We start from the raw sequence: 23,619 nt of genomic DNA, 5'->3' as shown, positions 1-23,619 counted from the left end.
ATTTCTCTGGTTGACAGGCAATCGTCGATCTGAAAACGTATGATTAGCTAAAAACGATACATTGGCCACAAACGACTTGCGGCCGACGTACGACGATCGCTCGCTTTGAGGCAGAGCGGCATGGGAGAGAACCTGGAGGATACCTATGACGAGGATTTCACTCGGAGGTGCCGTCCTGCGCGGCGCTGTCTCCGCTGCTTTGATGGTATCGTTGATGTCCGCGTCTGCGCTGGGTGCGCCGGTCGACTTGAGCAAGTGGTCGCCGCAATATGTGCGCTCCATTGCCGGCACACAGGATTTTGACACGGCGGCCGATTGCGCCAAAGTCACCCCGCTCGACTACAAGGGGCGACTGACTTTCTGGTATCAGGGCGTGTTCGAGGGAGACCCCGACCTCCTGCGCCAGTATTACAAGGAGTTCTTCGAGAACTTCCGCAAGACCTACCCAAACATCCAGCTTGAGGAACAAGCCCTCACCTATAACGACCTGCTGGACAAGTTCCGGACCGCGCTCCTTGGCAATGCAGCGCCCATGGCGGTCCGCCTGCAAATCCTGGGGGGCACCGAGTTCGCGTCAAAGGGCTATTTGCAGCCGCTCAAGCCCGAGGATGTAGGGTATTCGACCGAGGATTTCTGGCCCGGCGCAATGAAGGCCGTGACCTGGGAGGGAGTAACCTACGGCGTTCCAACCAACAATGAGACGATGGCGTTCATATGGAACGCCGACATCTTCAAGCGTGCAGGCCTCGATCCGGAGAAGGCGCCGGCAACCTGGGACGACGTCGTCAAGTATTCCAAGCAGATCCACGACAAGCTCGGCATTGCCGGTTACGGCCTCGTGGCTCGCAAGAATGCCGGCAATACGCCGTACCGCTTCATGCCGCAGCTGTGGGCCTATGGCGGCGGCGTCTTCGACGAAGCTACCGCCAACCCGACCTATGAGAAGGTCGAGCTCAATAGCCCGCAGAGCAAGGCGGCGTTGCAAGCCTCCTACGATATGTACGTTCGCGACAAGTCGGTTCCGGTTTCGGCGCTCACCAACCAGCAGGCCGACAACCAGCCCCTCTTCCTCGCTGGCCAGCTCGGCATGATGATCTCGCACCCGTCCGACTACAACGTCATGCTCGACCTGCAGAAAAAGGCGACGGACACCGACAAGGACAAGGCACAGACCGTAATCGACAACATGCGCTACGGCCTGATTCCGACTGGCCCCGACGGCAAGCGTGCCGTCGTGTTTGGCGGCTCCAACATTCACATCCTGAAGCCCGAGTATGTCGAGGGCGGCAAGGTAGACGAGCCGGCTGCAAAGGCTATCACCTGCATGTGGTCGAGCCCCGAATGGTCGCTGAAGATGGCCTACGCCGGCTCGAACCCGGGAAACCTCAATGGCTTCAAGACCAAATGGATGAAAGAACGTCTGGACAACATCAAGTTCCTTGATGTTACGACCTCCATGCTGCCATACGGCATCCCGTTCCCGGCGCTGCCGCAGTCCCCCGAAATCATGAACATCATCGTCCCGGACATGCTGCAGAATGCCCTGACCGGAGCCATGACGGTTGACCAAGCAGCGGACGACGCAGCCAAGAAGGTAAAAGACCTGAAGGACGGCGGACTCTAGTCCAAGCTGACGATCTGACCGGCTGCGCCTTGATTGCAGCCGGTTTGTTCCGAAGAATAAGGGCACCGCACAGTGACGATCTTGACTGGCAAGGCCGAGGCTCGAAGACTGCAACTCGATATGTCGGGCGTGCTGCGCAAGATTTGGGAGCATCGTGCCGACTACGCTTACGTGCTTCCCGCGATCGTCGTGATGCTCATCGTCATCGCCTATCCGATCTACTACACGATCGAGCTGTCGTTCTTCAACACGCCGCCTGGCCTGCAACTGCGGGACAAGATCTTCGTCGGCTTCGACAACTACACGGCCATCCTCACCAGCCCGGTGTTCTGGCAGGTCACCTTGAACACCCTGATCTGGACTCTGGGATCCACCTTCATCTCCTTTGTCCTGGGGTTTGCCGCAGCACTGGCTCTGCATCGCGACTTTGCCGGCCGCGGTGTTTTGCGCGCCATCCTGATCATTCCCTGGGTCATCAGCGCGGTCGCCGCCTCCTACATCTGGAAGTGGATCTACCATTCGGACTTTGGGATCATCGGAGCTGTGCTGGTCGGCCTCGGATTAGCCGACCGGCCGCCGAATTTCATCGACAGCGTCAGCACAGTGCTGCCCTCGCTGATCGTCGTCAATATCTGGCGAGAGTTTCCGTTTGCTATGATCATGATGATGGCTGGCCTGCAGACGGTTCCCGATCAACTGATGCGCGCTGCAAAAGTCGACGGAGCCAATGCGTGGCAGCGGTTCTGGCACGTCACCTTTCCGCACTTGAGAAACGTCTCGACGGTGACGATCCTTCTGCTGGCAGTGGCCAACTTCAATTCTTTCATCATACCCTGGATCATGACCGGCGGCGGGCCGTCGAACGCATCGCATATCTGGATCACCCACATTTATGAACTCGCCTTCGGGCGCCAGCGCTGGGGGGTGGCATCGGCCTATTCGGTGTTGCTGTTCCTCATCCTGATGTCGCTCGGCTACTTCTACGTCCGAGCGCTGAGCGGTAACGAGCAGAAGGACGGGAGCGAATGAGCGTTGCCGAGACTGCTCATCGAAGCCAGGCGCGTCGTCGTATGCGCATCGATGCATGGCGGTGGGGCGGACGAATCTTCCTTGTGTTTATGCTGCTTTACACCGCATTACCGATGATCTGGATGCTGATTACCTCGATCAAGTCCGGCTTCGCGGCAATGCAATTCCCGCCGCAATGGTGGCCGGACCAACCCACCCTCGCCAGCTACCAGAAGCTGCTCGATCCGCAAAACAGCGTCGGTCAGGACTTCCTGCGCTTCTTCTGGAACAGCCTTTTCGTCTCCACCACCACGACCATCCTTTCGGTGATCGTGGCAGTTCCTGCGGCCTACGCGTTTTCGCGCTTCACCTTCCCGGGCCGGAACTTTCTGTTCTTCGCCGTCTTGCTTCGCAACATGTTCCCGGCTGTGATCTTTCTGGTGCCGCTCTTCATCCTGATGCGCGCGATCGGGCTGGTGAACACGCATGGGTCGCTCATCCTCACCTACCTCACATTCGGCCTGCCGCTGGCAATCTGGCTCCTCAAGGGTTTCTTCGACAACATCCCGGTGCAACTCGAGCAGGCGGCGCGCATCGACGGGGCAACGCGGTTCCAGGCCTTTATCCTGATCGTGATGCCGCTCTCGGCGCCGGGAATAATCGCCACGGCGATCTATTCCTTCATCGGCGCGTGGAACGAGTACATCTACGCCTACACTTTCCTCTCCAAGAACGAGCAGTTGACGCTGCCGGTCGGCATCCAGCGCTTCTTCTCGGAGAATACAACGGACTTTCCAGGCCTGATGGCGGCCAGCTTCATGATGAGCGTGCCCGTCGTGGTCCTGTTCCTCGTCCTGCAACGATACTTCGTACGCGCCCTTACGGAAGGCGCAGTCAAGCACTAGGGGAGTTGCCGGTGGCCCACGTGGTCCTCAAAGATCTGGTCAAGACCTATGGCAGCTTCAAAGCTGTCACCAATGTTTCGCTGACGGTCAACGATGGCGAATTCGTTGCGCTCGTCGGCCCTTCAGGCTGCGGCAAGACAACCACGCTCAATCTTGTGGCGGGGCTCATCCCCATCACATCTGGCGACATCGTCATCGGTGACCGGGTGGTCAACGACCTCGACCCCAAGGACCGGGACATCGCGATGGTGTTCCAGAACTACGCGCTCTATCCGCAGAAATCGGTCTACAAAAATCTTGCGTTCCCGCTGCAGATGCGCAAACTGCCAAGGGACGAGATCGACAAGAAGGTCAGGGAAGCAGCGAGCGTGCTCGACATGACGGAGCTGCTCGAGCGCAAGCCACGCGAACTTTCGGGCGGGCAACAGCAGCGCGTGGCGCTGGGGCGTGCCCTCGTTCGCGATCCGGCGGTATTCCTTATGGATGAACCACTCTCCAACCTCGACGCAAAGCTGCGCGTGCAGATGCGGTCGGAGATCAAGCGTTTCCACCAGGACCTCAAGGCGACGATTATCTACGTGACGCACGACCAGCTCGAAGCGGTAACCATGGCCGACAGGATGGCGGTGATGAACGGCGGCTACCTGCAGCAATACGATTCACCGGCGCAGGTCTTTGCCCATCCGGTGAACATGTTCGTCGCCAGCTTCGTCGGCAGCCCGGCGATGAGCCTTGTTCCGCTGGAGGCATCAACGGCAAGCGGGACCACTGTGTTGACCAGCGCAGAGGGCTGGCGCCTGGAGCTCTCGCCAAGCAACGCCCAGAAGGTCGCGAGGGCAACAACCAAGAAAGTCGTGCTCGGCGCACGGCACTCGACGATCAAGCTGCACAAAAGTGCGATGCCGGGATGCGTCCCTGCCAAGGCGTACACGGTGGAGCCGACCGGAGACGTCACCTTCGTTCAGGCTTTTCTGTCCGGCGCCATCGTCAACGTCAGCGTGCCGCCGACCATTGCCGTCGCGCCCGACGAGCCGATTTGGCTCGAGTTCGACCAGGAGCGGATGCATCTGTTCGACGGCGAAACAGAAATGGCCCTCAGGGCCAACTGAGACAGAGCTGATACGTGTGGAACGAGGGCGTTGATGACTACGAAGCTTAAAATCACCGCTATCAAGCCCTATCCAGTATGGGTCGGAACACGCAACCAGATGCTCGTCAAGGTCGAGACCGACAACGGCATCTTCGGATGGGGCGAGAGCGGCCTGAGCGGTCGCGAGAAGGCCGTGGTCGGCGCGATCGAGCATTATCGCGAGTTTCTCATCGGCCGCGACCCGATGCAGATTGGTCGGATCTGGCAAGAAGTTTATCGCAGCCAATACTTCGAAGGCGGGCGCGTTCTGCAGGCGGCGATTTCCGCTATCGACATTGCCCTTCACGACATCAAGGGCAAGGCGCTGGGGGTGCCGGCCTACGAGCTGCTGGGCGGCAAGCAGCGCGACCGGATTCCTACCTTCGCCTCGACCGGTGACGAGGCCGAGGGCGACGTTGCCATCGAACGAGCCCGCGAACTACGTGCACAGGGGTGGCAGGCGATCCGCTTCTTCCCTATCGGGCAAAATAGCAAGGACATTTTTGAGCCGCGCGAGTCGATCGGCGCTACCGCAAGTATGCTAAACAAGGCGCGCGAGGCGCTTGGCGACGACGTCGTCCTCGGCATCGACTATCACCATCGGCTGTCGGTGGCAGAGGCGGCGAGCTTCTGCAACAAACTTGGCCGTGGCGCGATTGATTTCCTCGAGGAGCCGATACGAGACGAGACACCGGAGGCTTACGAATCCCTGCGCACGATGACCGACATCCCGTTCGCCATCGGCGAGGAATTTGCCAGCAAGTGGCAGTTCCTGCCCTACATCGAGCGCGGCATCCATCAGTTCAACCGGCTCGATGTTTGCAATGTTGGCGGGCTCACTGAAGCGATGAAGGTCGCTGGCTGGAGCGAGGCCCACTATGTGGACCTGATGCCGCACAATCCCCTTGGCCCAATCTGCACGGCCGCGACAATCCATCTCGCCGCAGCGGTGCCGAATTTCGCTTGGCTCGAGACCAGAGCACCCGAAACAAGGCTGGGTTTCGATAATTCCGACTTCTTCCCCGTGCAACCACGGCTTGACGGCACCGACTATCCGGTCAGCGATCTGCCGGGGCTCGGCGTTGAGGTTAACGAAGAGGCGGTCAAGGCGGAGAGCTTTCGTTTCTGGGAGGCGCCTCACCTGAAGCGCCGCGACGGCTCTGTTACGAACTGGTAGTTTCATCCACCGGAGTCTACAATGACGCATACTCTCGACATAACGCGGCCGCCCAAAGACCTCCTCGACGCACTGAAGGAAATCGGCGCCGCGACGGTTGCCGGCACGCTTGGCCACATGGGCTTCCGCAATCCGCACATGGTCGGTCCCGTGCCGCAGAACCGCGGGAAGTCGATCGTCGGGCCGGCGCTGACGCTCCAGTTCATGCCGCAGCGGCCGGACCTCTTCACCGAGGGAGAATATGCCGATCCGGAGACGCAGTTGCACCGGCACGTCCTCTATCACGCGCAAGAGGGCGATGTAGTGGTGGTCGACGCGCGGGGCGACATGAGCTCGGGCGTCTTCGGCGATATGATGTCGACGTATTTCAAAGGCAGAGGCGGCGCTGGCATCGTAATCGACGGGTGCATGCGCGACCGGCCCAATGTCGAGAAGCTAGATCTCCCCCTATGGCTGCGCGGCTGGACGCCCAACTACCATGTGCAAACCAGCATCTATCCCAATGCCGTCAACGTTCCGATTGCCTGCGGCGGTGTCACGGTAATCCCCGGCGACATCATCGTCGCCGACGATGACGGGGTTGTGGTGGTTCCAGTCGCAATGGCCCCGAAGGTAATCGAAGACGCGAAGAAGCATCACGATTGGGAAGAGTTCTCGCGGGAGAAGCTTATGCAAGGCGCGCCGTTGCAACGCTATTATCCGTTGCATGACGATGCCCGCGGGGAATACGAGGAGTGGCGCAAAACAAAGCGCCTGGAGAACCGAAGTTAACGCATGGATTATTCGTCGTCGGGCGGCAGACATACCAACGGCCGTTTTATGCAACGGAAAGGCTGGGTGGAGCACAACGGCGACCTCAGTATGGTCGTCGGGAGTGTCTGCTTTGAGGTCTTAGCAAAACCGACTACGACAGCCGATATGGAGGCACAAAGCGGCCGAAGTCGCCTCTCGGTCCATTCGGACATCGAACAAATGAAACGGGCGGTGACGGCAGCGCGCGCGGTCACTATCGACAGACAGATGGTCGCGGCATCGTCGTCCTGCGGCCGGGGATGAGTGTAAAGGCTTCGAAGCGCGGCCGGCGTCAAACGCATCGAGGAATTGCGCTCCGTGAGCGTCACCTGATCGACATTGAATTCGTCACCGACGAATGCCTGAAATCGTTCGGGGAGCCAAGCTCGCGAACCAGTGGTCATCTGCTGCAGGCGCTGTTGCTACGCTTGCCAAGATGCATGGATCGGTCGCGGTCAAGGCTGAGGTTTCGGTGACGCATCGCCTCGCACCGCTGCCGACCAAGCTGGTCGAGCTGACCGAAGACGAATGGTTGAAACAGTTCTCGAACGGCCCGAAACGTATAAGGGGCAGCTGATTGGCAGGGTCGGGGTAGCGTAACCGGTGCTGGCTTCTTTTGGCCAATAATTAAAGTAAAATGGCGTGTCACGTTATCACGAGCTGCGATGCATGGGCGGCGCAAATAGTTGACAAGAGAGGGCGTCAGTTGAGCGAAGCCGAAGAATTGTGGGAATGGCGTCAGAAGATCGCCAACCTTTACTGCGAGGTCCGTTCCTGTCTGGACATCGCTGCCGCATGGCGGCTTTGGTGCGACACCCGCGCCATGCTATTTCGCACTCATCCTCAGTCACCCATTGAGCCGGCGGATCGCGAGGCATTCGCAGGTCCGGCGATATTTCCTTATGATCCTGCGCTCCGCCTGACAGTACAGCTGGCTCCGACGGAGCAGGAATCGATAACCGTTCCAACAGGAGCAGACGGGGATGTCTCGATGCATGCATTCGCCCGCACCGAGGGGCTGAAGGCCAGTTTAGGTGCCGAATTGACTCTCTACTGGATTGAGGGTTACGGCGGTGGCGTGTTCCTGCCGTTCACTGACGCCACCTCAGGGACTGAGACATATGGCGGTGGCCGGTATCTCCTCGACACAATCAAGGGGGCGGATCTGGGCGCTGTCCGCCCAGACGGTACGTTGCTGCTCGACTTCAACTTCGCCTACTTTCCCTCGTGCGCCTATTCTTCTCGCTATGTCTGCCCCTTGGCGCCTCCCGGCAATCGACTAAAAGGTGCGCTACGAGTCGGAGAGCGAATCCCAGTCGCGAAATAGTTAGGCGTCCGCTCTAGACGCGTCGCGCGTGATCATCGCCGTCGAGGCCCGCCTGCGGCGGCTGTCAAAGATATTCACGAGCTGGATCGGTTGTATTTAACGGAACACACAGTGGGCTACGGCACTCGAAAAATTGATAATTAATGCGACCAATGAAATTCACGAGTATAGTACTTATGGGCGAGCACAGGCAGGGCGTTCAGTGGCGAAGTTATCCGGTTATAGCGGCTGCTGTGGGTGGATGGCGGAGATTGAGAACTCTAGCATTGACAAGGCAAACGGAGGGCACGGTGGTGGCGCGATCGAGCCCGGCCGAAACAAATCATCCTACTATCTGAGCGCTGCTCATAATAATATTAAATCCAGATGTTATAACAAGAAGCATCCTGCCTATAGGAGATATGGTGGCGCCGGTGTTGAGCTGTGGAAACAGTGGCACGAAATTGAAAGATTTCACAACGATGTGCTCGCGGAGATTGGAGAGCGCCCTCCGCCGCACCCGACGGAAGGCAAATACACTCTAAGCCGGATTGACCCAGAGGGAAGCTATTGCCCAGGTAATATCCGATGGGCGACGCAGCGGGAACAAGCTAACAATCAACGCATCAATGTCTGGGTCGAGCATGAAGGGCTGCGAATGACGAAGTCGCAATGGGGTCGTGCGCTTGGTCTCCGGGCTGATGCGATCGGTACTCGAGCATCCTACCGGCATTGCTCGGATCTAAACGCTCTCCTTTATATCATCCAGAGGGACAAGATCACCTTCGTTTCCACACAGCCTGGATACATACAGATTTACAAGGCGGGGGTGGCGGTCGGCGGGCCGCATACGGTGTACAGGAATGCATGATGGGCAATCAGACTCGGCATTTAGTAAAATGCCGGCCCTGGACATGGGGCGCTTCCGACCGGCGCGACTTGTCTTCGCGCAGATTGACAAAATCGGATTTGCATTCACCAATACGGGGATACGCACTGTTGCCGAGGTCCGCTATTGGGCTGGAAGGTATTGTCGGACACCCGGAAAGTACGAAATCTATTTCTGCACCAGGCAACGTGACGGCTATTTCTCCATGGCGAGCTCGCACGGTGAACGGGCTGCGCGGTCCGGGGTCGCGAAACCGCACTTCCCACGACCACCCCGGCCGTGAGGGCTGCGGCCGGATACCACCAGCCCTCTGCAGGCACCTGGCGTGCTTGGTTTCAAAGTTTCGTCATTGGCGGGCACTCCAGCGCTACCGATGAGAAATCAGGCAACCTGTCCTTTCTCAACGCGAATCTCTCGACGGTGCTCGCGACGATCAACTTTCACAATCTCGGGATCTTCGGGCTGGAGAATGCGCCAGCGGACCCAAGTCGCGTTGTCGCGGATCTCTATTGTGAGCGGATGGAGTTGGCAATCCCACCCGGCTAGTCGCGACTGGGCCGGCAGGGCGGTGCGCCGGCGACAGGAGCGCTCTCGCTTTCGCCGGCATTTGTTCACTGCCCGAGGAATAAATCCCATTCCTTGGCCTGCCGTGGCAAGGCGGCGCGAATTTACTGCGTCGGAATCATGCGACAGACGGGGCGAGCTGCTCAGCGGGTGCTGGGGCGGTCACAACACAACGCCGCGGGCAGATCGCGCCGGGTAGGCTTTGCGGTTTCTTTGCCGGAATGTTTGCCCAGACTCCTTTCGCTTTTGCTAAAGCGGTCTTTGACGGTTAGCTCTCAGGCAATCCGGCTTTGCGCAAGCCCTCAATGATCCGTTGATATTGCTTCAGAAACACCGGATTGTTCGAGAATCCCGCATGCGCCCATCGATCGACTGTGTAATTCGGCATCAGCTTGAGAAGCTTGCCGACTGCTGCTTGCGCTTCTTCCTTCCGCCCCGTCCAGGCATACGCAGACGCCAAGTCCACGTAGGAAATCCAAAAGGGACTGATCTCAACGGAACGACGACACCATTCGATGGCCGCATTGTCCTGACCCAAGTGGCTGTAAGCATGGCAAATATTGAAGTACCAGACGTTTAGCAGCGGATCACGCGGGCTCAGGCGAATGGCTGTTTCCAGCGGCACAAATGCCTCCTGCGCCCGGCCGTCGCGGATTTCTGCGTTCCCGAGTGAGGCAAAGGCCGGCGCGAGGCTGGGATTGATCAAAATCGCTGCGCTAAATTCGCTGATCGCCGAGGCGAACTCTTTGCCTCCTGCTCTGAGGATTTCTCCCTTCACAAAATGAGCCATCGCGTCTTCGGGATATGCCGACAGAACCCTGTTCACGCCTTCAGTAGCTCGTGCCAGCGCCTCTTCCGGTGCAGCACTCCAGCGGTAGTTTACCTCGGTGGCCAATGTCTGTGAGAGGCCGACAAGCGCCTTGGGCAGACCAGCGTCGATATGAAGTGCCTGTTCAAACAAGCTACGGGACTGCTCCAATTGTTCGCGGGAATAGGGTTGATTGAGCACCGACCATGCACGCATTGTGAGATCGACGGCGTCGGGATTGTTCGGCCGTTCTGCCTGCGCGCGGCGGCTTTCCTCGTTGGTAAGCTCTAGGTCTAGTCGGCGCGCCAAGCGCCCAGTGATTTCGTCCTCCAACTGGATTGATTTCGTCCAATCACCGTCGAAGCGGTCCGACCACACGGTGGTTTCGGTTTCTGTATCAGTCAACTGGGCGTTAATACGGATCTGGTTCCCCGTTCGACGCAGACTGCCATCCAAAATATAGCGTACGTTCAGTTCGCTGCCGATCTGCTTGGCTTTCAAATTCTTCCCAGCGTAACTGCGTGCCGTATTGGGCGCTATGACAAAGCTATCCTCGATGCGCGACAAATCGGTGGTCAGATCGTTGGTGACGGCGTCGGCGAAATAATCCTGCTCAGGATCGTTGCTCAAGTTGCTAAACGGCAGCACCACGATCGACAACCGGTGCATAGGCTGCCGGGTTCGCGTATGGAGGTACCCGTAGGTAGCGCCGCCAGCGGCGAGGAGGAGAAAAATCGCCCCCGCTGCAATCAGTCTTGTGCGTTGTCCGCCCATTCGCAAAAACCGCCAAGCGACATTTTGTTTCTGGGCAGGCGCGCCGGCCACCCAGCGGTAAACCCCAATGGGTTCAGTGATATTCTTGACTCGTTGGACGCCAAGCGGGTCGAATCGCTGCTCTAGCTTGTTTCTCACGTGGTTGACGACGGTCCGGGAAACCGCAATGCCACCTGGCTCGGCAAGCTCTTGTAGCCTCGCCGCAATATTAACGCCATCGCCGTGCCGATCCTCGCCTTCGACAATCACGTCACCGAGATTGATGCCAATGCGCACGTCAATACGACGATCCTTAGCGAAACCTGAGTTTCGCTCGCCCATTGCGCCCTGCAGAGCGACTGCGCACTCGACTGCATCGACGACGCTGGCGAACTCGGCCAGCAAGGCGTCGCCCACCAGTTTGAAAATCCGACCCTGGTGTTTGGCGATCTCCGGCTCGAAAAGTTCTTTGCGATAGATGGCCCAACGCTCGAACGTCCCCACCTCATCCTTCTCCATGAGGCGGCTATAGCCGACTACATCGGCCACAAGAATAGCGGCTAGTCGGCGTTCCATTGCAGGCTGTCCTAACAGCTACGACGCGGCCTGAAATTGTAGGTCTAATCTTAAGCAATGACGAGTCCGCTCGGGTCAATCTCGTCGATTTCTGCTGTCTGCGACATTGGTGATTCCGAACAGGCATTCAGGGGCGTTTATAAGTTCACGCCCTATTCATTCTGCGGCTGCCGACTCCACCCCCCACTAGGTTTCGACTGCCTCTGCCCTCGTCGCTCGCTGCCGGCCCCGACGTCGATGCGTTACGCTCGTCCGGCAGCCTGCTACTAGACCGCTGGAGCTTTCACCAAACATGCGGCGCATGATCCTCTTTCTAAGGGGATGAAGTATGTGGAAGTCATGGAAAATGTTCAGCGGCCGAAAGCTTCGGCACAAATGGCGGCATAGCTGTGCCGAAAAACCGTGCGAGACGCCAATCTGATGGGCGCTGGGCTGACCACTTAACCTGACTTATACGGTCAAAATTATAATCGGAGCGTTAATTCGGGGGAGTGCAACCTTGCTCTTTTCTACGCGGACTATCGCTGGGACGGACAGTTTCGACGCGCTCCTGGTGCGCGGCGCGTATCTCGCCCGTATCGAACGGATATGACAGACCTCACTCCCCTCCATCCAACAAATGACGACCGATGATCGGAGATTTGGCGTCGCTGGCGGATGCCGGAGACGCGAAAGCCAATGCCAAGCAAGCCCGGTCTTGAAACGGTTCATCGAGACGGGGAGGATTGTTGCGCCGCCGCCGGGGTTGATGTTGTAGGCATATAGTTTCCTAGCGCGTTCCGAAAAAATGCCGACCTGAACCCAAACGGCATCGGTGGCGATGCATTGTTCGGCGTTTCAGGCAGAGGGCCCGGCCGCGGAAGTTGTCCTATTGCGAAAGTCGGGCTGAAGCGCACGGAAAGTCAGTGTTTGCATGGGGTGAGCGGATCTGGGAAATACCAGTTGCCCTACACAGGAGAGACCAATTGAGCCCTTCGCAATAGCCGCAAAGGGGCCATTGGCGTCGCTCAGCGACCGGCGCTCTGGCCGCCGTCGACGTGCAGGATTTCGCCCGTGACGAACTCTGCGGAATCCAGGAACACGACGGCGCTGGCGACTTCGCCCGCTTCGCCCATGCGGCCCAGCGGATGGAAAGTGCCCAGCATTTCGTGATGTTCCTCAGGATGCATCGGTGTCTTAGTGACGCCCGGCGCGACCGCGTTCACGCGTATACCCTTCTTGGCATATTCAATCGCCAGCACACGTGTGACGGCGTTCAGGCCACCCTTGGTGAGCGCTGCCAACGCCATATGCCCCCCGCTAATACCGTTGTCGATGCTGCCGGTAATATTGACCACGTGGCCGCTCGAATGCTTTTCCATTTCCGCGATGGCCAGCTTGGTGATGTGGAAAAAGCCAGCCATGTTCACGTTCATGACGGCGTTATAGTCTTCAACGCTGTTGTCGGTGAAAGGCTTGCCGATGTAGATGCCGGCGTTGTTCACCAGAGTGTCGACGCGGCCAAACTGCGCGACAGCTTCCGAAATGATGTGCTGGGCGGTCGCGGGATCACCGATATCTCCAACGACGGTCAGGATGTTCGGATCTTCCGACGGCGCGATCGTGCGCGAGGTCGCCACAATGCGGTAGTCGAGCTTCCGGAACGCCTTGACGATTTCAGCGCCGATGCCCTGTGAAGCGCCGGTGACGATAACAACTTTAGCCATGATCTTGTCTTTCCATAAAATATCCTGGGTGCGGTTCCGCATGGCATGCGGTCGGGGGACCAAGGTGGTGAAGCCAAGATATTGTTTGTTTCGCCGCCCATGATAAGGATTCCCGGTTCAAAAGCACCTTTCGGGAATCGCGAGAAATGGACACGATCGAGGCCTTGCGCCTTTTCGTCAGCATTGCTGAGACCGGCAGCCTGTCCGCGGCGGCTCGTCTGGGGTCCGTGGCTACGTCCACGGTCACGGTCGCGCTGCAGCAACTCGAGGAGCGCGCCGGCGCGAGCCTCATCACCCGGTCGACGAGGCGCCTGTCCTTCACCCACGAGGGGCAGCAATTCCTTGCGGATTCGCGGCGCATCTTGGCCGACTGGGATGCGGCGATTGTAGGTGCGCGCAATGGGCCATTGCGGGGACCGATCAAGATCACCGCTCCGCAGGAATTTAGCCGGGACGGACTAGCGCTGATTGTTGACCGGTTTCTACTCGAACATCCGGCTGTGAAGATCACACTGCATTTCGCGGACGAGGTCGTCGAGTTGGTCGGGCATGATGTCGATGTCGCCCTGCGCTTCGGCCCTCTAACTGACTCGACCCTGATGGCGCGTTTGCTGCTGCGAGGCAGCAGAGTCGTGTGCGCATCGCCGGCCTACTGGAATGAGCGAGGTGTCCCCCAGAAGCCGGATGATCTGACGCAACACAACTGCCTCGTACACGCACGCCCCGACGCTCCGTCCGCCGCCTGGCCTTTTCTGGTTGAAGGCAAGCCGATCTCGGTCCGCGTCCAAGGAGATCGCGTTGCCAACGACAGCGCGCCCCTCCGCGAATGGGCCCTTGCGGGACGAGGGGTCATCAGGCGAGGTGCCTTGGGTATCCGGAGGGAATTGAGTGCCGGCCAGCTCATAACCGCGCTTGATGTATTTTCGGTCGGCGAGGCGAACCTGTATGCCGTGACGACAGGACACCTGCTCAACCAGCGGGTCATCGCATTCGTCGACTTTCTGGAGCAACAATTACTTACCGCGAATCCCACCTTGCGTTGATGACCTACGCGGATTGATCTGGACACTCACCTGTCGGAGGCAGCGGCCATCCGTTTCAGAATGTTATGCCCCGATCAGGGCGCGTGTCGGGACCGCAAAGACTACTTGGCGGATAAAGCGTCTTTGTTCGAAGACGAAGCAGCGCGGCAGTTCCGCACACGCCAAAAGACTGAGCCGGGTGGATGCCCAGATTGGCTATACAGGCGTTTGGTACGCCAGCGCACGCTGCCTCGACAGCAGCGTTGTAAAGGGATGCAAAATCAGCCATTGGGCGGCTGGGAGTTGTCACGTTATTGGCTGTGAATGAACGACCCACATTGCCGTTGTAGATCAGGCAATGTCGTCGCTGACGAGTTTCCCCTGCGCCATGAATGCAAACGGCGGGTGTTTGTGATGCGGGGCGACGAAGAGATTTCGCGGCCTTCAGAAGGTCGAGATGAACCGCTGCAAGTTGCGGCTGATCGGAAAGGCCAAGGTCGATCCATGCAGGGTCGTTGAAGCGTGTCTTACCCGGGAAATGCTCAACCCGGTTCACCAGGGCCGTCTCCGGTCTCCGGCATGAATTCCGGTTTGCACAGGGGCTCGAAAGCTAGCAGTGCCGCCATGCTTAGCGCCAATAGGATAGCGACGACGCTCACCCCGTTGTACAAACTTCCTGTCGCTACTTTGAGCCAGCCGACTAACGCGGGGCTTACGATCCCGCCGCATACGCCGCACATGTTGATGAGGGCGAGCCCGCCCGCCCTGGAATCGGGGGGCAGATGGGCGGTGGGAATTGTCCAGAACAATCCTAAAATGCCGTAGAGCATGGTCCCCGCTATCGTCAGCAAGCTGGTGGTCGTCGCGATGCTATCCGATCCGAGCGGCAGCAGGAGGAGGCAGGCGGCTGCGGCAAGACCGGCCATTCCGACATGCCACCGACGCTCCCTCAAGCGATCGGAACTCAACCCCATCAAGAGCATGCCGATGGTCGCGATCAGGGCCGAAAGCCCGCTGATCCAACCGATCAAAGCGATACTCTCGACGCCCGACATCCGGAGTAAAGAAGGTCCCCACAAGATCAACGCGTTGAGCGCGCAAAAATAACCGAAATAGATCAATCCGAGTAGCCATGCTGTTGCAATAGGCAGGGCATTCCGCGGGCGTGGTGGAGCATCCGTGGCTCGGTTTGCGCGCTCAGCCTGTCTCTCGGCCAGGACCAAGCGCCTTTCGCGGGCGTCCAGCCAGGACGCCGATTGGGGGATATCCGCAAGAAAGGCGAAGGCAACGATCCCAAGGAGGATGACGGGCAATCCCTCCAGCAGAAAGAGCCATTGCCATCCCCGCAAGCCATGATGATCGTGCATGCCACCCAAGATCCAGCCCGCCAGCGGTCCACCGATGATGGTTCCCAACGGCAAGGCGCTGGTGAAGAGGGTGTTGATTCGGCCACGAAGACGATCCGGAAACCAACAACTCAGGTAGTAAATAACGGTGGGAAAGAACGCGCCCTGAGCGGCGCCCAGCATGAACCGAAGCAGGTAAACCTCGTTTCCGCTTCGGGCGAGCGCCATCAGCGACGCTGCCGCTCCCCAGACAACCATGATGCAGAGAAGGGTCCGTCTGACCCCGAAACGCCCCAGAAGCAGGCCGATCGGCACCTGGAAAAGGACGTACCCGACATAGAAGACGCTGGCGGCGATACCAAAGACCGCGTCGGTGATCGCCAGGTCATCGGCAAATTGCTGCTTGACGAAGCTCAGGTTGAAGCGGGTGAGCTGCGCGAAAATGTAACATAGGAGGAGAAACGGCAGCAGACGCCATCCGATCTTCCGGTAGACACTCGAACTGGTTCGCCTGATTTTTTCCATACTGGGGTAGTCGGCTTTAGAGGGCGCGATCTTCAGTGGGGAAGATTAAAGACAGAGGCGAAAGCCTTGGCAAGGCGAGATATTTCTGCGTGTCCGGCGCCCCTTTGAAGCGGATGCCGAGGCGTCAGCCGGCGCCGACGTTCATGTTCCAGCCCGGCGGCAGCGGGAATTCGTCCGGACCGCGCGAGAAGGTAGCCGGGCCAGGATGTGGCGGCCTCGATGGAGAAAGAGATGCGGTGCATAGCTTTGAGATTCTCGGCTAGTTCTTTCTAACGTGCAGCGCCCTAGTGTGAGCCGGTACCTGTCATACTGATAGTGCTGCCGTCATGTCGGACCTCATAGTTATGATTTATCCCACGGCTGCCCGCGCCGAAGAAGTTCGCGGTCGTCTGATCGAACTTCAGAAGGCGTATCTGACTGCGCTGGACGATGCCGTTGTCGCGAATCTAGCCGACAGCGGCAGCATACGATTAGAGAAGTTCGTGCACGCGGATGCCGATGGAGCGATCTCCGATAGTTTTTGGGGGCTGTTGATCGGCGCTCTTTTTCTCGGTCCGCTTTGCATGGCCTCGGACGGTCTTCCCGGCCCATATGCCCGCGCCTTGGCCGATGCTGGTCTGAGTGGCTCGTTCAAAAGAAAATTGATTGCCAAACTGCGGCCAGGCACCGGCGCCCTCTTCCTGCTTTTCAAGTTGATGACTACCGACAGGCTTCTGAAAGAGATCAAGAGTTTCGGTGGCGTTGTGTTGAAGACGTCGCTCGACGAGAACAAGGGCCAAGCACTTCGCGATGCACTATCGAACGCCGCGGAGCGCGGCCGATAAAGTATTGGGTAGATAGCGGGCAAGGCCCCTAGAATGTAAGGCGACGCCGCCCGTTCCCAAGACTGACTTTCAAACATAGCATACCTAGCGCATACTGGGATGGGTCAATAAGGAAGGGTCTTGATGATGCCGACCGATTTTTCGACCATAGATCTTCCTGTGGCGGATCAGTTCGAGGCGTGGCGTCAATGGTTTTCGCCGGTGTTGGACATAGCTCCCAAGGAGGGTTCACGCGACGGTTTTCAGGCATTGAACAAGGTTTGGAGCCTTGGGGAATTGGTCGTAAGTCGCGTTTCTGCGCCACCGGTTTTTGTTAAAAGGACTAAGACCAATATTGCCAAAGCCCCTGTCGACCATTGGGTCTTGAGTTGCTGCAAAAGCGGGGTGACCACGATAGAGACGCGCGGCGCCTTGCTGAAAGCCCCGCCCCGAATCCCATTCATATGGTCGCTCGGCGATACGTCCTTGAGTGAACGCACGCAGGTGGAGCGGATTCAAATACTTTTGCCGCGCGATTCGTTTCAGGAAATCGGACGGCAGTTGGACGCGTCGCGCGGCTCCGTCCTTGATACGCCAATGGGAATAATCCTTGGAGAGTACATGATCGCACTGGAGGGATGGCTCACAACTATGGCGCCTGATGTCCGGCCTCGTATGAGTGTCGCGGTCCGCAACATGATTGCTGCGTGCCTGGCACCGTCGGCCGAACAGATGGAGCGAGCCGGCGAAGAAATGACCGGTTTTCTTACCGAACGTGTGCGCCGCGCGGTTCGCGCTCATCTAAGTTCACCATCGCTCAAACCTGACATGCTTTGCAAAATGGTTGGTATGTCCAGGTCCAGCCTCTATCGTCTGTTCGAGTATAGCGGAGGAATTGTGCATTACATTCAGCGTCAACGATTGTTGAGCGCCTATGCGATGTTGTCAAACGCCTTAAATCAGCAGTCGATACAAAGCATTAGCGAGGATTTGTGCTTTGTGGATGCATCGACCTTCGCTCGAGCCTTTCGACATGAGTTTGGTTCCACCCCAAGTGACATTCGGTCGGCCGCTGCCAGGGGCGATCCAATGCCATTGCCAAGCCACTTGCAACCATCTTTAGCAGCGGGAACTTTTGGAGATTTTCTTCGCGGCTCCGTCAGCTTTTGATTTCAACGTGAAGCCGGTAGGCCTCGATCTCGTCGATCCCTGCCCCCGGCAGTCGCCTCGTCGCATCGATCAGGCGATCGGTGCGATCGACGATGTCGAGGCTATTATTGATGATCATTTCGAGCATGCGTTTTCCCCTCGCTTGCAGGTCAAGCGTGGAGAATTACCTTATTCTCAATCCTGAATGAACCTAGATCCGGTCTCGGACCCTGTCGTACAGATCGCGCATCTCGTCGAGCGCGCGGTCGTATCGCGACCGTGGCGGCGCCGAGCGGGACCCAGCGAAAGCGAAGGCGATTGCCCCCACCGCGGCTGCGACCGCGACCATGGTCGAAACAGGATACATCTTCACAGTCGCCTCGGTCTGCCTCGCAGCCTCGCGGGCGCCACCCTTAATACTTTGGGCGGCATCCGACATCTGCTTCTGCAAAGTTTCAAGCTGCTTGCGGAGGGCGCCGAGTTCTTCGCGAGGATCATAGTCGGGCTTGACTGGGACGCCGACTTCTCCCGTCGCGGTATCGACGATGCCCTTGGGTACAGGACTGGCGATCTTCGCACCGATGGTTTCGAGGGTAGCGGATTTAGCGGGCTTACGTGGTGGCATTGGTTCCTCCTAGCATTCACGGGTAAAGTGGGGTGGTGTCCTCGTACGGCAAGCCTCCGGCGACCGCATTGGACCAAGCGAGGACTACGAAGTGAACTTCTTGCTGCGCTAGGCGGCTTAGTTGGACGAGGAGGAGGACGCAGCCAGGGACAGCAGGCATGGCCTGGGGCTAGGGCTCCACATAGCATCGGAGATCGCAAAGGCGCATGGGACCTTCGAGTTCAGAATGAGAAACGACCCGCCCGAGCCCGGAGATCGAAGGAGCAATCCATAGTCGCGAGGGAGGAGAGGCCGATGCTCAAGGCCTATACCGGGATCGAGACCGGAGAGTCCTTTACGGAGCGAGGCACTCTTCGCAAATGCCGCAGCCGTCTTCGTCCAACCGCGAACGCCGTCCGCAACAAAGGCAGGTCGACGTATCTTCCCGTGAACGGTCTACCTGCTCGGGGGGAATGATTTCGACCACGCGTTCGTAAAACATGCTGGCGAGGGTAAGGTCTTCCATCTCGGGCTCCCAGGTCGAGGTTTCGGACTCGAGATAGGAATTCGACGCTTGAAGACAAGATAGGCGTCTTGACGGAAAGCGGTCGGATGACACTCTCATTGAATGACCCGCCTTCCTTCCGACATTAGAGTGGAGAGCGAGGTCCATCATTGCGACAGCCGGCTTTCCTTCAGGCTTAGCGATATCAGGAGGCCACTCCTGGTCCAGTCGTAGGCGATCGAACCGTCGAGCTGACCAGTCACTGCGCGTTGAAGGAGCTTGCTGCCGTAACCGCTTGGATCCGCGGGAGCCTCGACTTCCGGTCCGCCCTGCTCGGTCCAGGCAATCTTGACCTCGCCGTTGGCAAGAATACCGGCGATGTCCAACGTTCCCGTTTCGACCGACAGCGCGCCATACTTGAGGGAGTTCGTGGCCAATTCGTGAATGACAAGGGCGAGGCTCGTTGCCGACGTCTCGCCGACGCCCATCCGTGGAACGGCGACGCGGATGCGTCCGGCAAATGCCCCTTCGTCCTCGTAAGGCGCCAGCAGAACGGTAAAGAGGTCTCCAAGTAGCGCTGCACTTCCCTGTCCGTCCTTGAGCGGCCTGACAAGATCGTGCGCGCGCCCGAGCGCCGTCAGGCGTTGCGTGAGCTGCACGACCATCTCCTCCTTCGAGGTTGTCGAACGGGAGGTAATGAGGGTCAGGCCCGAAGCAAGCGCCAGCAGGTTCTTGACCCTATGGCTCATTTCGCCGGCGAGCAGCTCGTGTCCCTCTTCGGCCTGTTTGCGGCCGGTAACATCCAGAAAGATGCCGGTCATCTTCCGGTCGGCTATGTCGGCGTCCTCGCCCTGCCCTCGAGCGGATATCCAGCGCACGTCGGAGGCTTCCGTCAAAATACGGAAGTCAATCTCATATGGGCCGGCGATCGCACGTGTTGCGACGAACGCAGACCGAACCCTGTCGCGGTCGGCCGGATGTATCTTGGCGGAAAGATGCTCGAACGTCAGGGAGCTGCCCCTGGACACTCTCCAAAGTTCGTAGCCCTTGGCGTCCATCAGGAACGCGTCGTCATCCACGTTCCACGTCCAGAGCGCGACGCCCGCTGCCTTGATGGCGCTACGTAGCTGATTGGAGGTCCACTCGGGCTGGTCGAGGGGCTCGTTGTCTGTCACCGTTTTCGATCCCGTCTTGAGGAGGGCGATCTCTCTGCCGACTGCCACCCCCTCTATATAGGGATGATTAACCGAGGCCGCGTGAAATGGTCTGAACGAAGCATGTGGTGGGCGAGATCGTCGACGTTGTAAACGGCTTGGAGAAGAACTCGCCACGCTCGGGATCGCGTTCCGGCTGACCACCATCCCCGAAACGATTATCCCCATGCTCGGCCGTCGTATATCGATTAAGGCGGCAAGCACCAGCACTGTCATCGTGCGGCATCTCGGCGTCCGTCAAAGCGACGGCGAAGTCGATCCTTTCTGATAAGAACTGCTTCGTCCGCATGCGTTGCCTGGACCAATTCGAGTCCGACGGCCTCGCTTGCGTCGACCGCCATCATCAACAGAAGCGCCTCGTCTTCGACGACAAGGACTGCGCGCCTTGGGGGTCACGTGATCTTATCGCGCGCGATGCTTCGAGAACTTCCGAACCCAGCTCGGTTCCCGCTGTATTAGAGGGCAAAAACCAGCTTTCATTGCGTCAGCCCGCCGGTGCGGTCGCAACCCCTCCGTTGCCCGACGGACCGCCTGGTGCGGGATCGCTAGCGGTGTGCGGATGCGGAAGAACCCACGCACCCACTCCGATGAGAAAGATTGCCGCGATAGCCACGGCCCAAGCCGAGCGAGCCTTGCCCCCGCGCGCTCCGCGACGCCCCTGCCCATGGTACTGAGTGGTCTTCTCGGATGTCCCGCGGGGATCGTCTTCGTTGTTTGCCATGCGGTCTTCTCCGGGTTGGGGAATGAACCTCGTTTGGCCATCATTGTTCCGGGAGCAGGGTCGCCCCATGTGCAAACAAGCAGACGTGAAGAGGTCTAGCAATCTAACATAGAGCTATTCGAGGTCGCATAGACAAGGGTCCTGCACGACAACCCTCTTGGTGGGCTCGTCCGGTTTGTCGCGAGACGTCGTAGCATCGGGCGAGTTACTGGGCGCGGACGGCGATCGGCGCGGGATGATGTTCCCCTGCCGGAAGCTGCAATTACTAGGCCCGAACCGTGTCGGTCTCGGCGTCTCTTGCGAGCCTCGCCTCGCGAAGTCGCTGTGTCTTGGCTTGGCGAGCCTGTTCGACGATGTCAACTTGCTCGACAGCCTGGTGGCGGGCGACGAACTGCGACTGAAGATTGCCGAATGCGGCCTCGGCCTGCTGACGAGATCTGCTGTAGGTCTGGGCCATGTGGCACCTCTCATATGTGACGGCGCAAAACGAAAAAGGCCGGGCAGTGGTGCCCGGCCTCAAGATCAAAGTGCTTTCCCAGTGCCAGTACATCCGTGGTCAAAGGGATGAGCAAGTTCGTGATTACGCAGCCTGCAGGTTGCAGGCGGACATCTTGCCCGACTTGTTGTCGCGCTCTAGGTCGTAGCCGACCTTCTGGCCTTCGACGATTTCGCGCATTCCGGCGCGTTCGACGGCCGAGATGTGAACGAAGGCGTCAGCGCCGCCGTTGTCAGGCAGAATGAAGCCGAAGCCTTTGGTGGAATTGAACCATTTTACTGTGCCTGTGGTCATGATGAATGAATAGCCCCGAGTTTCGTAGACACCCTCGGGTTACGTTTTCTGCTGCCTTTCGAACTCGACGGGCGACAGCATTCCGTTTCTGACATGTTTGCGCTTCGGGTTTGTAGAACATCTCGATGTAGTTGAACACATCCTGCCTGGCGTCGTCTCTTGAGCGGTAGACCTTCCGGCGTATCCGCTCTCGCTTCAACAGATTGAAGAAGCTTTCAGCCACGGCATTGTCATGGCAGTTCCCGCGCCGGCTCATCGAGTGAACCAGATTGTGGTGCTCCAGGAACGATGCCCAATCCATGCTGGTGAACTGTGATCCCTGGTCTGAGTGCACCAGAACCTTTTCCTTTGGCTTGCGCCGCCAGACAGCCATCAGCAAAGCTTGCAGCACGACATCCGTAGTCTGTCGGCTCTGCATCGACCAGCCGATGACGCGACGGGAGAAGAGGTCGATGACAACGGCCAAATAGGCGAAACCTTCCCAAGCCGTCTGAAGCAGATCGATCTGCCGCTTGTCCTCGCAGGCGCGTTTGCTCAACGGCATCCGTAGCCAGGCATAGAAGCCGCTGGGGTGGATGTGCAACAGGCGGCACATCGTCCGCACCGAAAACCGCTGTTGATGCTGGGCAACGAACGCGTACTTCACTTTGCATCCCTGGCGAAATACGCGGCCGCTTTTTTTAGGATGTCGCGCTCCTCGGTCATCCGGGCCAGCTCCTTCTTGAGCCGCCTGATCTCCTCGACCTGGTCGTTTCCCTGATTGCCAGACCCCGACGAAAACTTCTTCTTCCACTCATAAAGCGAATGCTGGCTGACACCCAGACGCTGCGAAACTTCGGAAACGGGATAGCCCCGTTCCGTGATCTGACGCACCGCGTCACGCTTAAACTCTTCGCTGACTTCGACTTCGTCCCGTCCCCACATTCCGGTGGCGACAATGCGTGGTGTTCCGCCTTTCGCCCGCACGGCATTGCCGAAATGATCGCCGCGATAGGCGCTATCGGCAAACACTTCGCCGGGATCGTCGGGTAGCGCATCAGGACCGGCTTTGCCATCGTTGATATTGGCGGGTGTGACGGCAATCTCCTCGACGAGAGCCGTATCGGCGTCGGCCCCGACATGGGCCTTGAAGCCATGAACAGCGGGGCGGCCCTTATGCTTGACCCAGTGACCCTCACCATCATCTTCACTTGCCGAAGCAATAATCGTCGCATCGACAAGCGTGCCGGTCTTCACCCGGATTGCCCTGGCCTTGAGCTGGCCGGTGATCGYGTCGAACAGAGGCTTATCCAGACCGTGAGCAACAAGGCTCCGGCGAAACCGCACGAAGGCAGTACGCTCCGGTGTCGGTTCCGACCGGGCGAACCCGCAAAACCGCCGGAACGAGGCGCGATCATCCAGAGCTTCAGCGAGCTTCACGTCCGACAGGTCATACCAGATCGACAAAAGCACCGCCTTGAATAGAGCCAATGGTGGCCAGGCGGGCTCTCCTTTGACCGCGCACGATATAACGCTGAGCGCTTCGTCGACCGGGCCCCAATCAATCAGCCGGCTGAGATCATCAAGAGAAGATGACGATCCCCGATCATCGGCAAATCCGAATGCTTCCTGTCCTATCCGGCGACGGCTCATCGCGCACCTCAATCTTCCGACGAAGGTATTGAATCATCAATGATTCCAAACGTCTACAAATATCCGCGCAC

At 58.6% G+C, this 23,619-nt stretch carries 22 protein-coding genes and 2 pseudogenes; 11 read left to right on the top strand and 13 right to left on the bottom strand.

The genetic code is table 11. The features are described 5' to 3' along the window. Nucleotides 1-145 precede the first annotated feature (145 nt). From AB4048_RS25390 to AB4048_RS25355, 8 genes are all read left to right on the top strand, one after another. Entirely contained in the window at nucleotides 146-1,624 is a 1,479-nt protein-coding gene (locus AB4048_RS25390; protein ID WP_442204759.1) for an ABC transporter substrate-binding protein, read from the top strand. 72 nt (nucleotides 1,625-1,696) lie between these two features. Continuing rightward, nucleotides 1,697-2,653, top strand: coding sequence for a carbohydrate ABC transporter permease (locus AB4048_RS25385; protein ID WP_442204758.1), 957 nt, complete (start codon nucleotides 1,697-1,699; stop codon nucleotides 2,651-2,653). After that, nucleotides 2,650-3,537 (top strand): carbohydrate ABC transporter permease, encoded by an 888-nt coding sequence (locus AB4048_RS25380; protein WP_442204757.1) that lies wholly within the window; start codon nucleotides 2,650-2,652, stop codon nucleotides 3,535-3,537. Before AB4048_RS25385 ends, AB4048_RS25380 begins: the two co-directional genes overlap by 4 nt. 11 nt (nucleotides 3,538-3,548) lie before the next feature. Beyond that, nucleotides 3,549-4,646 carry an ABC transporter ATP-binding protein gene (locus AB4048_RS25375; RefSeq protein WP_442204756.1) on the top strand — a complete coding sequence of 366 codons (1,098 nt, stop codon included), beginning with the start codon at nucleotides 3,549-3,551 and terminating at the stop codon, nucleotides 4,644-4,646. 33 nt (nucleotides 4,647-4,679) lie between these two features. Further along, nucleotides 4,680-5,843 carry a mandelate racemase/muconate lactonizing enzyme family protein gene (locus tag AB4048_RS25370; protein WP_442204755.1) on the top strand — a complete coding sequence of 388 codons (1,164 nt, stop codon included), beginning with the start codon at nucleotides 4,680-4,682 and terminating at the stop codon, nucleotides 5,841-5,843. 21 nt (nucleotides 5,844-5,864) lie between these two features. Continuing rightward, a complete protein-coding gene (locus tag AB4048_RS25365) occupies nucleotides 5,865-6,614 on the top strand; it encodes a ribonuclease activity regulator RraA (RefSeq protein ID WP_442204754.1) in 750 nt (249 codons plus the stop codon). 379 nt (nucleotides 6,615-6,993) lie between these two features. After that, nucleotides 6,994-7,212 carry a hypothetical protein gene (locus tag AB4048_RS25360; protein WP_442204753.1) on the top strand — a complete coding sequence of 73 codons (219 nt, stop codon included), beginning with the start codon at nucleotides 6,994-6,996 and terminating at the stop codon, nucleotides 7,210-7,212. 129 nt (nucleotides 7,213-7,341) lie between these two features. Then, nucleotides 7,342-7,962 carry a DUF1684 domain-containing protein gene (locus AB4048_RS25355; protein ID WP_442204752.1) on the top strand — a complete coding sequence of 207 codons (621 nt, stop codon included), beginning with the start codon at nucleotides 7,342-7,344 and terminating at the stop codon, nucleotides 7,960-7,962. A gap of 954 nt (nucleotides 7,963-8,916) precedes the next feature. Here AB4048_RS25355 and AB4048_RS25350 read toward each other — a convergent pair. From AB4048_RS25350 to AB4048_RS25340, 3 genes are all read right to left on the bottom strand, one after another. Continuing rightward, on the bottom strand, nucleotides 8,917-9,096 hold the full coding sequence (locus tag AB4048_RS25350; protein ID WP_442204772.1) for a BA14K family protein: 180 nt from the start codon (nucleotides 9,094-9,096) through the stop codon (nucleotides 8,917-8,919). A 566-nt stretch (nucleotides 9,097-9,662) separates the two neighbouring features. Next, nucleotides 9,663-11,531: an adenylate/guanylate cyclase domain-containing protein gene (locus AB4048_RS25345; RefSeq protein ID WP_442204751.1), complete on the bottom strand. Its 1,869-nt coding sequence runs from the start codon at nucleotides 11,529-11,531 to the stop codon at nucleotides 9,663-9,665. A 1,007-nt stretch (nucleotides 11,532-12,538) separates the two neighbouring features. Further along, nucleotides 12,539-13,279, bottom strand: a complete 741-nt coding sequence (locus tag AB4048_RS25340; RefSeq protein ID WP_442204750.1) for an SDR family NAD(P)-dependent oxidoreductase — start codon at nucleotides 13,277-13,279, stop codon at nucleotides 12,539-12,541. Between the two features lie 104 nt (nucleotides 13,280-13,383). Between AB4048_RS25340 and AB4048_RS25335 the strand changes: the two genes are divergently transcribed. Then, nucleotides 13,384-14,280: a LysR family transcriptional regulator gene (locus tag AB4048_RS25335; protein WP_442204749.1), complete on the top strand. Its 897-nt coding sequence runs from the start codon at nucleotides 13,384-13,386 to the stop codon at nucleotides 14,278-14,280. A 55-nt stretch (nucleotides 14,281-14,335) separates the two neighbouring features. Here the strand turns inward: AB4048_RS25335 and AB4048_RS25330 are convergent, their stop codons facing one another. Together AB4048_RS25330 and AB4048_RS25325 are read right to left on the bottom strand one after the other, a co-directional pair. Next, nucleotides 14,336-14,815, bottom strand: coding sequence for a hypothetical protein (locus AB4048_RS25330; RefSeq protein WP_442204748.1), 480 nt, complete (start codon nucleotides 14,813-14,815; stop codon nucleotides 14,336-14,338). After that, nucleotides 14,802-16,130 carry an MFS transporter gene (locus tag AB4048_RS25325; protein WP_442204747.1) on the bottom strand — a complete coding sequence of 443 codons (1,329 nt, stop codon included), beginning with the start codon at nucleotides 16,128-16,130 and terminating at the stop codon, nucleotides 14,802-14,804. The genes AB4048_RS25330 and AB4048_RS25325 overlap by 14 nt, the downstream gene beginning before the upstream one ends. Nucleotides 16,131-16,474: 344 nt before the next feature. On the opposite strand from AB4048_RS25325, the gene AB4048_RS25320 reads away from it, so the two are divergent. Both AB4048_RS25320 and AB4048_RS25315 read left to right on the top strand, forming a co-directional pair. Then, a complete protein-coding gene (locus AB4048_RS25320; protein WP_442204746.1) occupies nucleotides 16,475-16,954 on the top strand; it encodes a DUF1269 domain-containing protein in 480 nt (159 codons plus the stop codon). A gap of 123 nt (nucleotides 16,955-17,077) precedes the next feature. Continuing rightward, nucleotides 17,078-18,103, top strand: a complete 1,026-nt coding sequence (locus AB4048_RS25315) for a helix-turn-helix domain-containing protein (protein ID WP_442204745.1) — start codon at nucleotides 17,078-17,080, stop codon at nucleotides 18,101-18,103. Here AB4048_RS25315 and AB4048_RS25310 read toward each other — a convergent pair. From AB4048_RS25310 to AB4048_RS25275, 8 genes and pseudogenes are all read right to left on the bottom strand, one after another. Next, nucleotides 18,093-18,230: a hypothetical protein gene (locus AB4048_RS25310; protein WP_442204744.1), complete on the bottom strand. Its 138-nt coding sequence runs from the start codon at nucleotides 18,228-18,230 to the stop codon at nucleotides 18,093-18,095. The two genes, AB4048_RS25315 and AB4048_RS25310, sit on opposite strands and share 11 nt — an antisense overlap. Before the next feature lie 63 nt (nucleotides 18,231-18,293). Further along, nucleotides 18,294-18,707 (bottom strand): hypothetical protein, encoded by a 414-nt coding sequence (locus tag AB4048_RS25305; protein ID WP_442204743.1) that lies wholly within the window; start codon nucleotides 18,705-18,707, stop codon nucleotides 18,294-18,296. 651 nt (nucleotides 18,708-19,358) lie between these two features. After that, the gene (locus AB4048_RS25300; RefSeq protein ID WP_442204742.1) at nucleotides 19,359-20,366 is read right to left on the bottom strand and encodes a sensor histidine kinase; all 1,008 of its coding nucleotides are present in this window, start codon (nucleotides 20,364-20,366) and stop codon (nucleotides 19,359-19,361) included. Nucleotides 20,367-20,433: 67 nt separating this feature from the next. Beyond that, a complete protein-coding gene (locus AB4048_RS25295) occupies nucleotides 20,434-20,694 on the bottom strand; it encodes a hypothetical protein (RefSeq protein ID WP_442204741.1) in 261 nt (86 codons plus the stop codon). Nucleotides 20,695-21,391: 697 nt separating this feature from the next. Continuing rightward, nucleotides 21,392-21,583: a hypothetical protein gene (locus tag AB4048_RS25290; RefSeq protein ID WP_442204740.1), complete on the bottom strand. Its 192-nt coding sequence runs from the start codon at nucleotides 21,581-21,583 to the stop codon at nucleotides 21,392-21,394. A 123-nt stretch (nucleotides 21,584-21,706) separates the two neighbouring features. Continuing rightward, nucleotides 21,707-21,916, bottom strand: coding sequence for a cold-shock protein (locus tag AB4048_RS25285; RefSeq protein WP_442204739.1), 210 nt, complete (start codon nucleotides 21,914-21,916; stop codon nucleotides 21,707-21,709). A gap of 39 nt (nucleotides 21,917-21,955) precedes the next feature. Further along, a pseudogene (locus AB4048_RS25280) lies at nucleotides 21,956-22,840 on the bottom strand (IS3 family transposase). Between the two features lie 66 nt (nucleotides 22,841-22,906). After that, nucleotides 22,907-23,548, bottom strand: a pseudogene (locus AB4048_RS25275) (transposase); the annotation flags it as partial. Nucleotides 23,549-23,619 lie beyond the last annotated feature (71 nt).

Source organism: Rhizobium sp. RAF56 (genome assembly GCF_052113965.1).
Taxonomy (GTDB): domain Bacteria; phylum Pseudomonadota; class Alphaproteobacteria; order Rhizobiales; family Rhizobiaceae; genus Rhizobium.
Note: the sequence above shows the minus strand (reverse complement) of the source record. Positions and strands in the feature narration are given on the sequence as shown.